This is a genomic window from Ruegeria sp. AD9 (assembly GCF_056542305.1).
In genome coordinates this window covers 1-13181 of the sequence record NZ_JBQFZP010000025.1, presented here as the reverse complement: position 1 = coordinate 13181, position 13181 = coordinate 1, and the positions used below count along the sequence as shown (strand labels likewise).

At 58.2% G+C, this 13181-nt stretch carries 14 protein-coding genes and 2 pseudogenes; 7 read left to right on the top strand and 9 right to left on the bottom strand.

Going from position 1 to position 13181, the window contains the following annotated elements; all coding sequences use genetic code 11:
* Positions 1–462 carry a sarcosine oxidase subunit gamma family protein gene (locus ACR0AM_RS20215; RefSeq protein ID WP_480520662.1) on the top strand — a complete coding sequence of 154 codons (462 nt, stop codon included), beginning with the start codon at positions 1–3 and terminating at the stop codon, positions 460–462.
* A 13-nt stretch (positions 463–475) separates the two neighbouring features.
* Positions 476–631: pseudogene (locus ACR0AM_RS20210) on the top strand (RidA family protein); the annotation flags it as partial.
* Between the two features lie 8 nt (positions 632–639).
* Here ACR0AM_RS20210 and ACR0AM_RS20205 read toward each other — a convergent pair.
* From ACR0AM_RS20205 to ACR0AM_RS20175, 7 genes are read right to left on the bottom strand one after another with little or no spacing between them, the layout of a single operon-like run.
* The gene (locus tag ACR0AM_RS20205; protein ID WP_480623849.1) at positions 640–1365 is read right to left on the bottom strand and encodes an amidase; all 726 of its coding nucleotides are present in this window, start codon (positions 1363–1365) and stop codon (positions 640–642) included.
* Positions 1362–2552, bottom strand: a complete 1191-nt coding sequence (locus ACR0AM_RS20200) for a YlbE family protein (RefSeq protein ID WP_480623848.1) — start codon at positions 2550–2552, stop codon at positions 1362–1364. The genes ACR0AM_RS20205 and ACR0AM_RS20200 overlap by 4 nt, the downstream gene beginning before the upstream one ends.
* A complete protein-coding gene (locus ACR0AM_RS20195; protein WP_480477997.1) occupies positions 2552–3178 on the bottom strand; it encodes a hypothetical protein in 627 nt (208 codons plus the stop codon). Before ACR0AM_RS20195 ends, ACR0AM_RS20200 begins: the two co-directional genes overlap by 1 nt.
* Positions 3178–3810, bottom strand: coding sequence for a hypothetical protein (locus ACR0AM_RS20190; RefSeq protein ID WP_480477995.1), 633 nt, complete (start codon positions 3808–3810; stop codon positions 3178–3180). The genes ACR0AM_RS20195 and ACR0AM_RS20190 overlap by 1 nt, the downstream gene beginning before the upstream one ends.
* Positions 3807–5177, bottom strand: a complete 1371-nt coding sequence (locus ACR0AM_RS20185; protein ID WP_480623847.1) for a Rieske 2Fe-2S domain-containing protein — start codon at positions 5175–5177, stop codon at positions 3807–3809. Before ACR0AM_RS20185 ends, ACR0AM_RS20190 begins: the two co-directional genes overlap by 4 nt.
* 24 nt (positions 5178–5201) lie before the next feature.
* Positions 5202–6662: an aldehyde dehydrogenase gene (locus ACR0AM_RS20180; RefSeq protein ID WP_480623846.1), complete on the bottom strand. Its 1461-nt coding sequence runs from the start codon at positions 6660–6662 to the stop codon at positions 5202–5204.
* Positions 6663–7685: a succinylglutamate desuccinylase/aspartoacylase family protein gene (locus ACR0AM_RS20175; RefSeq protein WP_480623845.1), complete on the bottom strand. Its 1023-nt coding sequence runs from the start codon at positions 7683–7685 to the stop codon at positions 6663–6665.
* A 129-nt stretch (positions 7686–7814) separates the two neighbouring features.
* Here ACR0AM_RS20175 and ACR0AM_RS20170 point away from each other — a divergent pair, with 129 nt between their 5' ends.
* The 3 genes from ACR0AM_RS20170 to ACR0AM_RS20160 are packed head-to-tail and all read left to right on the top strand — an operon-like array spanning position 7815 to position 10026.
* Positions 7815–8909, top strand: coding sequence for a pyridoxal phosphate-dependent aminotransferase (locus ACR0AM_RS20170; protein WP_480623844.1), 1095 nt, complete (start codon positions 7815–7817; stop codon positions 8907–8909).
* Positions 8909–9457, top strand: coding sequence for a decarboxylase (locus ACR0AM_RS20165; protein WP_480520640.1), 549 nt, complete (start codon positions 8909–8911; stop codon positions 9455–9457). The genes ACR0AM_RS20170 and ACR0AM_RS20165 overlap by 1 nt, the downstream gene beginning before the upstream one ends.
* The gene (locus ACR0AM_RS20160) at positions 9454–10026 is read left to right on the top strand and encodes a thiamine pyrophosphate-dependent enzyme (protein WP_480520638.1); all 573 of its coding nucleotides are present in this window, start codon (positions 9454–9456) and stop codon (positions 10024–10026) included. The genes ACR0AM_RS20165 and ACR0AM_RS20160 overlap by 4 nt, the downstream gene beginning before the upstream one ends.
* Here the strand turns inward: ACR0AM_RS20160 and ACR0AM_RS20155 are convergent.
* Positions 10013–10903, bottom strand: coding sequence for a LysR substrate-binding domain-containing protein (locus ACR0AM_RS20155; protein WP_480520636.1), 891 nt, complete (start codon positions 10901–10903; stop codon positions 10013–10015). The two genes, ACR0AM_RS20160 and ACR0AM_RS20155, sit on opposite strands and share 14 nt — an antisense overlap.
* A gap of 119 nt (positions 10904–11022) precedes the next feature.
* Positions 11023–11601 carry a helix-turn-helix domain-containing protein gene (locus ACR0AM_RS20150; protein WP_480520634.1) on the bottom strand — a complete coding sequence of 193 codons (579 nt, stop codon included), beginning with the start codon at positions 11599–11601 and terminating at the stop codon, positions 11023–11025.
* Positions 11602–11991: 390 nt separating this feature from the next.
* Between ACR0AM_RS20150 and ACR0AM_RS20145 the strand changes: the two genes are divergently transcribed.
* Positions 11992–12693: an IS6 family transposase gene (locus ACR0AM_RS20145; protein WP_480623843.1), complete on the top strand. Its 702-nt coding sequence runs from the start codon at positions 11992–11994 to the stop codon at positions 12691–12693.
* Between the two features lie 65 nt (positions 12694–12758).
* Positions 12759–12995: pseudogene (locus ACR0AM_RS20140) on the top strand (IS6 family transposase); the annotation flags it as partial.
* Between the last annotated feature and the right edge of the window lie 186 nt (positions 12996–13181).

Sequence of the window (13181 nt, the reverse complement as noted above, 5' to 3'; positions counted from 1 at the left end):
ATGGCCCTATTCGACCTCAAAGGAGCGCCTGACGCGGTTTCGAATTGGGTCGGGGACGCTCTGCCGTTATTGCCGGATCGCCCGAACACCCGCGTGAATAAAGACAACACCGAGCTGTTTTACATCGGTCGTAACCACTGGGTCACCCGGGCCCCGCTGGCACAGGAAGATACGCTGGAGGCAAAGCTGAAGCCAACGGACTGCCCGGCGGATATTAGTATCGTGCGTATCTCGGACACCATGACATTCTTTCGCATTACAGGAACGGATGCGGATCAGGTGATGGCAATTGCCAGTCCGATGGACCTGCATGACAGCGTGTTCGGGCCAGATGCAGTTACCTATACCGAAGTTTTTGGTCTCAAGGCTTTGGTGATGCGGTGTCGGGATGGTATTGAGTTTGCGGTCGAACAGAGTTTTGCGGATATGATTGACGACTTTCTGACCCGCGCAACGGCCTGAGGGGGCAACTGCCATGGCCCGGACACACATCCACAAGTACCAGACGCGCTATCACGCGAAAGCAACCTATTCCAAGGCAATCCGTGCCCGGGGCGATTTTGTTTTCATGCAGGGGCAGGTTGGTACTTTGCTGGATGGTACACTGATTGGCGAAGGCGATCCCGGTGCGCAGGCGGATCAGGCCTGCCGCAATATCCAGCGCTGGATGGAAGAGGCCGGGGGCAGCAGATCGGAGCCGCACAGTACAGCGTCGCTCAGCGCGAGGTCGCGGGGATCGCGTGCCAGAATGCCCAACGTATCGAGGCTTAGGGACAGACCCATGACACCGGTCAGATCGTAGCGTCCGGTAGTTGGCTTGAAGCCGCAGACCCCGCAATAGGCGGCTGGGCGGATCAGCGAAGCCGCGGTTTGAGATCCAAATCCCAAAGGGGCCATGAAATCAGCCACAGCCGCGGCCGAACCGGATGATGATCCACCTGGTGTATGCGCCGGGTTGGCCGGGTTTGCAGTCTTGCCGGGTCGGAAATAGGCGAATTCGGTGGTAACCGTCTTGCCGATCGGAATGGCACCTGTGTCCAGAAAGGCCTGCACACAGGTCGCGTTCCGATCAGGGCGGCGATCCGAATAAAGGTCACTACCCCAACCGGTCGGCATGTCATCGGTGTCGATGATGTCCTTGATCACAAATGGCACGCCATGGAGCGGTCCGCCAACGGGGAGTGCGTCGGCAGACCTTGCACGCTCCATGGCGCGCTCGGCATCGAGGGTCTGAAAAGCCCCGATGACGGGTTCACGGTTTTCGATCCGGTCCAGATGATCCGCCATCACTTCGGATGGTTTCACCTCGCCAGCCCGGATCATTGCAGCCAGTGCGTGGGCGGAGTGATGGTTCAGCTGCGTCATGCCTCCAGCGCTTTCAGGGCGTCGGCAAAAGGCGTGACAGGCATGTCATAGATGCCTGCACCCAGGCGTCCGGCTTCGCCCAGCCGGTCAAGAATGCCCAGGCCGATCACGGGCCCTGAACCCTGTTCCACTGCGCCGCGCGCGGTGCTTCCCAATTGAACATCCAATGCGCGGAAATAGGGATGCGCCCCGACCGACAGGCCGGACATGCGTGCCTGCGCATCTTCGGGCAGATAAGCCCCCAGACCCTTTTTCTGCTCCGGGCTCAGATCGATGGCCATGGCCCCCAACCCGAAGGCTTCGACCACAGCGCTGTCACCGATAGCACCAAGCGCCCGCTCCTGTGACAGGTCTACCTCAAACGTCCCTTTGGGCGGGCTGGCCGGGATTGTGAACCACTGGCCCGGCAGACCGGAGATCTGAATGCCTGTTTCGCGCCCATTGCCACCTGCCGCGGTGACGAAGCTAGAGCCGTCAATCCCTTCGGCCAGTTTCATCATACATTTGGTTGCCGCCATCCACAGGTTCAGAAACAGCGAAGGTGAGCTATCCATAAAAGCCAGCACATCGTCATCCGTGATCCCGCCCGGCGTGCGATCCTTGAGTTCGGCAATCAGCGCCTGCGCGGCTACAGATGTGCGCCCGTGGCAATCATCCCCACCCGTCAGGCCGATCACGGCGAGTGGGACCAGAGCAATCCCTTCGGCGATCCCTTTCTCAAGTACGTCCAGAAACCGGGTATTGAGCCATTGGATATGGTCCAGCACTGCCTTGGACCGCAGCCCCAGCCGCATTGCCGGACGGCTACCCCCATTGATCGGCGCATAAACCTGCTGCCGCCCGCGCCACGCGTCATAAACCGTGTGCAGCGGCATATCCGCCGAGACCACGGCGGCCAGCGGCGTCACCACATTATGATCCTGTGCAGGTCTCAGGAGGATTTCACCTGCGTTGATCATCCCCTCGGCCTGATCGAAATCCTTCGCAAGCCCCTGCCAGACAGCAGCGACGCAGGCAGAATTCAGGATCGGTGCAGTAATCTGATCGAGGCTGGCAAAGGCGGGGCCTGAATGCAGCAGAACGTTCTCGTCCAAACCCAGCGCATCAGACGCTGTATTGAACCGGTTCCAGACCGGTTGGGTCACCATGGCCTTGTCAAAGGCCAGCTGATCTGCGGCGTGCAGCATCACGTATCCTCCGGCGGGATGATCCATGTTTCCGAGAAATACAGGAATGCCGTCGTCGTCTTATATCCGGCCTGCACCCGTGTACCCAGTTTGCCCGGCAAAGCATGGCCATTGACGATGATCTGCGCGGAATGGGCAGGCACCAGCAGCGAGAACATGTTCTGCTCGCCCGAGGCGACCTCGTGCGGCGACAGTTCCAGCGCGCGGGGTGGTTCGAACCCTTCCCAGACCAGCTCAACGGTCAGGTTCTCGCCTACGATGGTCTCGGTGTAGCGATGGCTCATCGGATCGCCTGAGGAACGCACAACCTGCGCGCCAATCTCGGGCAGGGTGGCGAAAGCAGGGGCGTTGGCGAAAGCGGCCAGTTTGCCGATGAAGTTGGTCTTCAGAAAAGCCGTGAGATCAGGATTGTCGCTGAGAATTACGTTCGGAGCCTCAGGTGGTCCTTCCACCTGATCCGGGGTTCCGTAAAGCAAGAGCACCTGACCCTGACCGACTGGAGACCATGCCACGCGAAAGAACAGCGCCATGGCTGAGAAGTTGTCATTGTCGTCTTTGAGCAGGATGCCCGGGTTTTCGCCTGTCCAGTCGACGATGCCGGGTGTGATAGGTTCGTTCAAAGGCATCACAGATCTTCCTGCGGGGTTACCCAGGTTTCCGAGAAGGCGAGGAAGGCCGTCGACATGGTGCGGCCAAAGAACTGGCGGCTAGCGACCTGACCGGGCAGGCGGGTGCCGTTGATGACAACCTGCGCCGCCTTGGCCTCCAAAAATACCGAATACATTTCATGCGCTTTAGTAGCCGAGTTCTCCTTGGTCACCTCTACCGGCAATGGTGGACCCATGTCCTGCCAGATCATCTCGACCGTAACGCCTGAGCCGCGCAGGGTTTCGGAGTATCTGGACTTCAGATCGCGGGGGCGCTTTTCGACGCTGTCGCAGTCCAGCCAGCTCATCGCGCCGAGACCCGCCTTGCCAATGAAGGTCGGCATCTTTGTCACCCATCCATCGACGATCCAGCGCATCATCCGCTGGTTATCGGTCATGACCAGGTTTGGCACATGCGGCCAGCCCTGCGCCTGATCGGGCGCCCCGAGGATCAGTGCCGCGTGTCCGCGACCATAAGGTGACAGAACCACCCGAAAGAAAAGCGCCAGCGTGTCATAGTGATCCTGGTCGGGGTCCTGTTTCAGATAGATGCCCGGGTTTTCACCGGACCAGTCCACTCGGCCGGGGTTATGGGGGATGCGCGCTGTCATGACCAGCTCGCCTCATACTCTTTCAGCGCATCAACGATGAACGTCTTGCGAGCCTCACCCTGAAGGTGGTCACCGGATTTGTAGATTTCAGCTACCTGATGCGAGACCTCTTTGAGTACTGCCCCGTCGTCCCGCCCCACCTGCAATGGAATGCGCAGCATGGTGTCACCAGCATATGTCGGTATCATCTTTCCGGCGAAATTGTCAGAGGGTTGAGGCGGTCTTTCGCCACTCTTCAGAGCGCGAATGGCGTTGCGCAGCAGACGGCGCGCCTTGGCGACACCCCGGTCGGTAAAGCTGAGGTTTTCGCGGGCGTGGATATTCTTGGGCCCCTGACTGACCCAGGCGTCATAGTCCCCCGGATCGCGTTGCCGCATCTCATACGGTCGGTCGGGATCCTGGCCGTAGAAATCGGTCATTCCAAAACCCACCTTGCTTTTATCAGTCAGACCCTTTGGATCGTCATTCGCCGCAGCATCCCGGAAATGCCGCCAGGCGATGACCATCGTGTTGGTGTCGTCAATTGGAGTGATCCAGCGCGACAGCCCGCAGCGTCCAAAATAGCGCGGCCCATCCGGCACCGGGAAATGACCGCCGTTCTGGGTGAACGAGGGCAACATATGATCATGGATGCGGACCCAGACGATATCCTCCACACGCCGGACATTCGTGTAGAAATCGCCGGTCTGGCTTTCGTGAAACTCAATCATCGGCATTTCGGCAAAGGCGTCGATGAACTGGCTGCGCACAGCCAGAGTGTGCAGGTAGACCACATGGAACGGATCCCAGGCATTCTCCATCACTTGCAGCCAGTTGCAGGGGGACTTGATGAGATAGGGCACCAACTCGTCACCTTCGTCATCGAAGGTATCCATGACCGGGAAGGGGGGCTGCGCGACGGCCGGACCCATATAGGCAAAGGCCAACCCTTTGTATTCGATCACCGGATACGCCCCCAGGCAAGCCTTTTTCTTGACCTGAGAGGCAGGTGGTTCACACGGGGTTTCCAGAATGGTGCCGTCAAGTCCGTATTTCCAGCCGTGATAGGAACACCTGATGCCGCCTTCCTCTACAATGCCAAACTCAAGGCTCATATTGCGGTGGCAGCAATGCAGATGGGTCAGGCCTAGCTTGCCTTCTTTTTTTTCGCGAAACAGAACCAGATCTTCGCCCAGAATGCGCAGACGATAGGGCAGGTCGCCGATCTGGTCAGTCATCGCCACCGGCATCCAGAACCGGCGCAGATATTCGCCGCATGGCGTGCCGGGGCCGACTTCAGTCAGCTCCGGGTCGGGCTCTTGTCGCCAAACGCTCTGCTGGTCGTGACCGCGGAAATTGCCCTCGGGGGTTGAGAAATGATCGTTCATGGCATCCTCCGTGCGTATCGGTGGTCAGGGGAATGGATCGGGGACTGGCGCGGTGCCGGTCCATATCGATTTGACCTGACAGAAATCCTTGATGGCGTTCGGGCCAAGTTCACGCCCATAGCCCGACAGCTTGATCCCGCCGATGGGGCTGGCAGGGTCTACGCTGCGATAGTGGTTGATGTAGACCGTGCCTGCCGCAATAGCCCCGGCGATACGCGCGCCCTTGTCGGCATCGGTCGTCCACACCCCTGCAGCCAGCCCATAGTCGCTGTCATTGGCCAGCGCGATGGCTTCGTCTTCGGTAGTGAATGAGGTTACGGCAAGAACCGGGCCGAACACTTCTTCACGCCAAAGCTGCATGTCGGGGCTTACATTGTCGAACACCGTCGGCCCGATATAGAACCCGTTCCGACCCGCTGCCGTAGCGGTTCCGTCCAGCAGGCAGGCTGCGCCATCGGCCTTGGCACGTTCGATCATCGCCGTCACCTTGCGCAGATGCGGCTCGTTGGCCAGTGGTGCGATCTGAGTATCTGGGTCCATCGGGTCACCCATCCTAAGCGCTCGCGCCCGGTCGACCAGGCGTGATACCAGCTTGTCTTTCAACCCGGCCTCAACAATCAGCCTTGAACCGGCGACGCAGGTTTGACCGTTCGACAGGAAGATGCCGGAGAGGATTCCGTTGACCACATTGTCCAGATCGCAGTCGGCAAAGACCACCTGCGGAGACTTTCCACCCAGCTCCAGCACCGCAGGGATTACTCCGGCTGAGGCAGCCTCGGCCACTTTACGACCGCCAAAATCCGAGCCGGTAAAAGTGACCTTGCGCGTCAGGGGGTGACGAACCAACGCCTCGCCCACCTCGTGACCCAGTCCGGTGACCACGTTTAACACCCCGGGCGGCAGTCCTGCTTCGTGCGCCAGCCGTGCGAATTCCAGAGTCGAGGCCGAGGCCATTTCAGAAGGTTTCACAACCACCGTATTGCCCGCCGCCAATGCCGGTGCCAGCTTCCAGGCAAGGATCATCAACGGAGAGTTCCATGGCGTGATGGCGACCACGACGCCATAGGGCAAATGGTACCCAACGCTCTGCACGCCTGGGACGTTGTTGGCTTGCGGTTCGGGTTGTAGTTTGCGCGCCTCTGCCGCGAAATACCTGAACCAGCTGTGCAGCCCGGAAAATTGTCCGCGCACCTCGGCTATGCGCTTTCCGTTGTCGCGGATTTCAGGCGTTACAAGCTCTTCCCAGCAGGTTTCCAAGATGTCTGCCAATCGGTCGAGCGCATCCGACCTCTCTGGCGGCCCCGACTTTGCCCATGGCCCGTTCCGGAAAGCATGATCGGCATCCCGGATAGCCTGATCGGCGGTTTGTGCGTCGCAACGGGCGACCTTGCACCAGACCTGACCAGTGGCGGGGTCGATGCTGGGCAGGGTTTCACCATCCCAATCAACAAAGGCACCGGAAATGAACGGAGAGCAGGTTTTCATTCAACGTCCCTCGGGCACGGGTTGGGCAACCAGCGCCAGCAAATCGCCCCGGCGTACAATGCCGCGATTGCCATGGGCCAGAACATGGCCGGTTGCGGGAAAGGTAAGCTTGACAGCTGCGCGTTCCGGTTCGGTCGGAAAGTGCAGAGTACCCGCCAGATCACCTTTGATTACCTGTTGCCCGGCAGCGCAGCGGCGGTCGAACAGGCCATCCGCAGGTGCATGGATCGAATGCAGCGGATCGGCGACTTCCACACATTGCACCGGTGCCGGGGCAGGAGAGCCGCCCGGCAGAATGCCCAGATGTTTCAGGCAGCGTATCAGCCCGGCTTCAGCAAGGTCAGTGGCATGAGGATCGACACCCCCTCCGCCACTAAGTTCTGCTGCGATCATCGGAACTCCGGCGCGGGCAGCGGCAGCATTCACCGAGCGGTTGTCGTTATGCGCGCCCAGTACCCAGATCAGCGGAAGCCCAAAGGCACGGGCCAAATCCATGTTGGCTGCGGTCAGGTCTGTGTCATCCCCCCTTGCCGCCAGTGCGCAAGGATCGAAAACGGACGCCTTACCACCTGAGTGCAGGTCTATGGCTGCGTCAACGCGGTGTAGCAGTACGGTTTCGACAAAATGCGCCAGCATGGCCGTCGGGCCACCATCCGCATCGCCCGGAAAAGCGCGGTTCAGGTTCTGACCATCCAATGGCGAAACCCGCGACGAAGCCTGAAAGGCGGGCACGTTCAGGGCCGGGATCAGGATCACCTGCCCGGAGAGTTCGGCAGGGTTCAGCCGTTCCGCCAGACGCAGGATTGCTGAGGGCCCTTCGAATTCGTCCCCATGTGTGCCGCCCAGAATCAGGACAGACGGCCCCGGTTTGCCCCGCAGGCTGATGATCGGGATGGGATGGTATCCCAGCGGTACGGTATTGTCGGACCATTTCAGCATAAGATCGCCAACCTGCCGACCCGGCGCATCCAGATTAATGGTCAGGTGAAGCCTGCTGGGTTGGGGTGAAAGCGTGTCGGTCATCCGGGTTCTTCTACTGGGCTGCGACTTTCATAACATAATTTTTTTGAAAGTGAATTGTCTAAAGTTATATGTTGTGTGATATATGTATGAAATTGCCATTGCCGTCACTGGCGGCGCCGGAGGATTTGGATGGTCATAGCCCGTGCTAAAGCTGGAATAGACAGGATCAAACCTCATATGATGGGTGCGGCGTCCATGGACGTTCCGCCGCCTGCGATCCTTCTGAACTCGAATGAAAGTGTGTTTGGTCCCAGCCCGACGGCCCGCTCCGCCGCCTGTGCGGCCATCAGCAGTGTCGAACGCTATGTTGATAACCCCGATCACATTCTGGCCCCAGCAATCGCCGAGAAATTTGGGCTGGACGCCGCACGGATCACCACCGGGCAGGGATCGGACGATCTGCTGGCCCGCCTGGCCCGCGCCTATCTGGGGCAGGGCACCGAGTTGATCCGCAGCGCAAACGGCTATCTCAAAGTACCGAACTACGCCTATGCCAATGACGCCGAGGTGGTGTCGGTCGCGGACGATGCCTTCAAACCCTCAGTCGACCGAATGATCGAGGCGGTGACTAAACGTACCCGGATCGTTTACCTCGCCAATCCCGAAAACCCGGCAGGTACATATCTGAACGGATCAGAGCTGCGCCGTCTTCATGCTGCGTTGCCTGAAAATGTGCTTCTGATCATTGATGCCGCCTACGAGGAATATGCCGATGCGGCGGATTATGAGCCTGCGCACAAGCAGGTGGAGGCTGCGGACAATGTTGTCATGTGCCGGACGTTTTCAAAGATTTTCGGACTGGCGGGCGCACGCGTCGGCTGGATGTTCGGGCCTGAGGATGTGGTCGACAGCGTGCGCCGGATCAGTCTGACCTTTCCCGTGGCGTCTTCTTCGGTTGCGGCAGCAGTTGCAGCACTGGAAGACACTGTGCACACCCGTTTTGTGCGAGAGACCAACCTGAATAATCGAAAATGGCTTTCGACCGCACTAACGGAACTGGGCCTGTATGTGGTTCCAAGCCAGACCAACTTTGTGCTGGTTCAGTTTCCAGATCCCAGGAAATCTGCCGAAGCGGTGGATCGGTTCTTGCGGCAGCGCGGCGTTGCCGTCCGCCGGTTCGCCTCGCCCGCCTATCGCGACTATATCCGCATTACCATTGGCCACCGCCATGAATTGCAGGCGGCACGGGACGGGATCGCTGCGTTTCTGGCCGGAGGTGCCTGATGGTCGCGTCCCCTCAACCAGCAGAAGATGCTCCGCAGGTCGCGCATCCATCCGGCGCCGCAATCATAGCCGCAATCAAGGTGGTGGGTGTTCGTGAAATAGTTGCGCTGCCGGATATTGTTACCAGTGATGGACTTCTCTGGCCGATCTCACGCGATCCCGTATTTCGCCTGACCCGTATCTGTAAAGAAGATGAGGGCGTCAGTATTTGCGGGGCGATGTCATACAACGGTACGCGGGCGGTCTTGATGATGCAGCAAACCGGGTTGATGGATTCCCTGAATGCGATCCGGGCCATTGGCGTCGACTATGAACTGCCGGTGGTCATGATGGTTGGACTGCAAGGCAAGGAGCCACATATGCACCCGGATCAGTCAGCCTCTTATGGGGTGCGGATCGTCCGGCCTGTGCTGGATGCGATGAAGCTGTCACATTCCCTGATCGAGGAACCGGGAGATGAAGACCATATCCCGCAGGCGATCGAAGCGGCCTATGCGGCCTCAAGACCTCATATTTTCCTGATTGGCCGCGCACCGGAGGCGCCATGACAATGCACCGCGATGCCGCGTTGAAAGCCCTGATCCCTCATGTCCGCGAGGAGGACATCGTGGTCGCCGTGTATCAGAACTGTTTCGACTGGCTTGCCCTGAACCCGCGCGATCTGAACTACGTGGCTGTAGGAGCGATGGGGCAGGCATCCTCTCATGGTTTGGGTCTGGCACTGGCCAATCCTGATCGGCGTGTGATCGTGCTGGATGGCGACGGCAGCCTGCTGATGAATCTGGGAACTTTGGTGACGATTGCCAATGCGGGAGTGACAAACCTTTACCATTTCCTTTCGGCCAACCGCGTCTATGAGGTGAACGGGTCGCACCCTTTGCCCGGCGCGGACAAAGTGGATTTTACTGCTATGGCATGGGCCGCCGGTTATGCCGGAGTGCAGCGATTTACCACGCTGGATCAGTTTTCCGCGGCGCTGCCGCAGGTGCTGTCATCCACCGGCCCACAGTTTGTTTCGATGGAATTGACGGCAGGTGCTCCTTATCCGCAGGACTACGCCTATATTCACAGCGCACAGGCGCGTGCCAGTTTCCGCGAGGCGCTTAATCGCCGTTGATCTGAGATTGCACGATCTTTAGAAAGGATTGCCCGACGGCAGACAGGGGCTTGTTTTTGGACCAGAACAGAACTGCCCGAAAGGTCAGAGGTGCCGCAAAGGGCAGGGCGACACAGTCAGGAATTGTTCTGAGGTAATCCAGGCTGGCCCCGACAACCGAGACGCCCAACCCACGCGCAACAAGACGGCATACTGCGTCGGTAGTGCGCGTCTCATACTGCATCTGCCGTTGAATGCCTTTTGCCTCGAAAAACTGATCCATCTCGAACCGGAACCGCGAGGAAGGCATGTATGAGATAAAATTCTCACCAGCCAGATCCTGCGCCTGTACAAGGGTTTTCCCGGCCAGAGGGTGACCAGTTGGAACGACGCAGCACACATCGCTGTTCCGGATAACCAGACTATCAAAGGACGGGTTGGCGGGTTCGGTCGTCGTGACCCCGAAATCGTAATTCTGCGAGACCATCCATTCGACCGCATCGTCGCTGGGCGCGATTTCCATCCGGGCCATGGCCTGCGGCCAGGTGGCGGCGAATTCCTGAATCAGATCGGGGGCCAGTTGGGACGACACCCCCGGGGTGATCACAAGGCTAAGCCGCGCGTGGCCGAATTTCCCGATGGCAGTCGCAGATTCCTTGATGTGTTCCATGCCGCTGACGGCCTGCCGCACCTCTTCCACCAGCAGACGGGCCTCATCCGTGGGCACCAGCACCCGGCCCGAGCGTTGAAACAACCGAAATCCAACTTCGGCCTCAAAGTCCGAAATCAGGCGACTGACCGCGGGCTGCGAGATACCCAGCATCGCCGCCGCCTCGGTCACGGTTCCGGTCGAAACCACGGTTCGAAAAGCGTCAACCTGTTTGAAAGTGATCTTCATGCGGGGACTAGGCCTGATTGAGATTTACGGTCGGATTATTCATAGTTTCACATAATATAGGAATATGAAATGGTTCCGGTGGGTTATACGGCCCGATGCCGCCGGAATGTGATGCCTGCTTACTGCGGACGTGTTGAAACGGTGATGAATTCAATCGCATTTGACAGGATTTGATGAAAGCCATGAGGCAGCTTGGCGTCAAAGCTCAGCGTATCTCCGGCGGCCATCGTAAAATCCTCGGTCCCGCATCGATAGACCGCCGTGCCCCTGATCATATAGAGAAAGACGTACCCTTCATGCTGATAGCTTGGCAGGCTTTCTGACTGGTCACGTGAGATGGTGATATGGGCAGACTGAAACGTGCCACGGGGCCCGCCATGTTTGCCCAGCAACATGTAATCATGTGCGTGGCCCTGTGTGATGCGCCGCGATGGCAACCCGTCGCCCGCTTTGACATGATGCACATCAGCTGCCACTTCGGAATGTGCAAACAGCGCCATCAGCGCGACGTCCAAAGCATCCGCCAATGATTGCAACGTGCCAAGTGAAGGGGATACATGCCCGTTTTCGATCCGGCTGATCATCGCGGTTGAAACCTGCGCCCGGGTGGCCAGATCCGCCAGCGTCAGATTACGCTCCTGCCGTAACCTTTGCAGAGTCTGTCCGACTTCTTTTTCAGTATCCGTTTTATTTACCATCAAACGATCGCCATTCATCCTTGTCTGGATGTTGATAGCGATTGGCAGGAATGGCCGCAAACTTTTCCCGACCCGGTTCTGCGGGGAATTGTGGGTCAGTTGTAAGGTCGTTCTGGCTTAGGTTTTAATCTTACCATCCTCAACCCAGGCGTCGAACTGTGCAAGAACGGCACTGTCAAGTTGACGGCCCGATCATACACCGATAGAGGCGCGCGATGATCCTGTCAGTCCCTTCGCCGCGTCTCAAGGGGTTTCGGTACCAACGTTCGGTCATCGGGTTTGCCGGTGTTGTCACGTTAACTTCCGATTCACGAAAAAATCCTGATGCGGTGTTGTCACGTTAACTGACGTTCCGTTGCCCATGATACGATTTAGACGTAGGTGACATTGATGAATTCGTCGTCCATCAGCTACAAGCGTCACCGATTTCCTCCTCAGATCATTGCCCACGCTGTGTGGCTGTATTTCCGCTTCAATTTGAGCCTTCGCGAAGTTGAAGAGCTGCTGCTTGCGCGCGGGATCGACGTTTCTTACGAGACTATCCGGCGTTGGGTGATCAAGTTCGGACCGATGATGGCTCGAAACTTTCGACTAAGTCAGGACCGTCCTGGTGATGTCTGGCATCTCGATGAAGTTGTCGTGAAAATCGCTGGTCGCAGGTATTGGCTTTGGCGCGCGGTCGATCAGCATGGCGTCGTGCTGGACGAAATACTCCAACCGAAGCGCGACAAACGGGCCGCAAAACGGTTGTTGCGCAGCCTGATAAAGCGTCTTGGTTTCATTCCCAAGCGGATCATCACGGACAAGCTGCGGTCGTATGGTGCTGCAAAACGAGAGGTTGCGCCGGGTCTGGATCATTGGTCGCACAAAGGGCTGAACAACCGTGCCGAAAACAGCCATCTCCCATTCCGAAAGCGGGAAAGGACGATGCAAGGACATCGATCTCCAGGAGGCTTGCAGCGGTTTGTGGCCACTCATTCAGCCATTCGGAATTGCTTTTGTGTTCCTGTACGCCGTCGCTCCGCCTTAACAATCCGATATCACCGCCTCGAAGCATTTGACGCCTGGAATGCTGCCACCCGAGCAACTTGACACCCAAGCATCAGGATTTCTTCGTGAGTCAGAAGTTAACGTGACAACACCGACAGGAGAATACCGTGACAATCTCATTCAAGGGTGCACACTTTCCGAAAGAAGTGATCTTGTACGCTGTTTTCTTCTATCTCCGATAGGGCGCGTCATATCGGGATCTGGAAGAAATCATGGCGGAACGTGGCGTTGAACTCGATCACGCAACCTTGAACCACTGGGTGAGCCGATACGCCGGTCTTGTCACTGATGCTTCGCGGCACAAAAAGCGTCCTGCCGATCGTTCATGGCGCATGGATGAGACGCAACCTTGAACCACTGGGTGAGCCGATACGCCGGTCTTGTCACTGATGCTTCGCGGCACAAAAAGCGTCCTGCCGATCGTTCATGGCGCATGGATGAGACTCTGAGTAATTGAGCGACAGCTCTCTTGGCCGGTGCATGATGGCATCGGAACAAAGACAGGAGAGTAAAATGGAACAGTGTTTTGT

Excerpts from the sequence above, each read along its gene's own strand:
- ACR0AM_RS20195 (WP_480477997.1), bottom strand. The coding sequence starts at position 3,178 with ATGCCTTTGAACGAACCTATCACACCCGGCATCGTCGACTGGACAGGC.
- ACR0AM_RS20160 (WP_480520638.1), top strand. The coding sequence starts at position 9,454 with ATGACAATGCACCGCGATGCCGCGTTGAAAGCCCTGATCCCTCATGTC.
- ACR0AM_RS20145 (WP_480623843.1), top strand. The coding sequence starts at position 11,992 with ATGAATTCGTCGTCCATCAGCTACAAGCGTCACCGATTTCCTCCTCAG.
- ACR0AM_RS20205 (WP_480623849.1), bottom strand. The coding sequence starts at position 1,365 with ATGACGCAGCTGAACCATCACTCCGCCCACGCACTGGCTGCAATGATC.
- ACR0AM_RS20190 (WP_480477995.1), bottom strand. The coding sequence starts at position 3,810 with ATGACAGCGCGCATCCCCCATAACCCCGGCCGAGTGGACTGGTCCGGT.
- ACR0AM_RS20150 (WP_480520634.1), bottom strand. The coding sequence starts at position 11,601 with ATGGTAAATAAAACGGATACTGAAAAAGAAGTCGGACAGACTCTGCAA.
- ACR0AM_RS20175 (WP_480623845.1), bottom strand. The coding sequence starts at position 7,685 with ATGACCGACACGCTTTCACCCCAACCCAGCAGGCTTCACCTGACCATT.
- ACR0AM_RS20200 (WP_480623848.1), bottom strand. The coding sequence starts at position 2,552 with ATGCTGCACGCCGCAGATCAGCTGGCCTTTGACAAGGCCATGGTGACC.
- ACR0AM_RS20165 (WP_480520640.1), top strand. The coding sequence starts at position 8,909 with ATGGTCGCGTCCCCTCAACCAGCAGAAGATGCTCCGCAGGTCGCGCAT.
- ACR0AM_RS20215 (WP_480520662.1), top strand. The coding sequence starts at position 1 with ATGGCCCTATTCGACCTCAAAGGAGCGCCTGACGCGGTTTCGAATTGG.
- ACR0AM_RS20155 (WP_480520636.1), bottom strand. The coding sequence starts at position 10,903 with ATGAAGATCACTTTCAAACAGGTTGACGCTTTTCGAACCGTGGTTTCG.
- ACR0AM_RS20180 (WP_480623846.1), bottom strand. The coding sequence starts at position 6,662 with ATGAAAACCTGCTCTCCGTTCATTTCCGGTGCCTTTGTTGATTGGGAT.
- ACR0AM_RS20170 (WP_480623844.1), top strand. The coding sequence starts at position 7,815 with ATGGTCATAGCCCGTGCTAAAGCTGGAATAGACAGGATCAAACCTCAT.
- ACR0AM_RS20185 (WP_480623847.1), bottom strand. The coding sequence starts at position 5,177 with ATGAACGATCATTTCTCAACCCCCGAGGGCAATTTCCGCGGTCACGAC.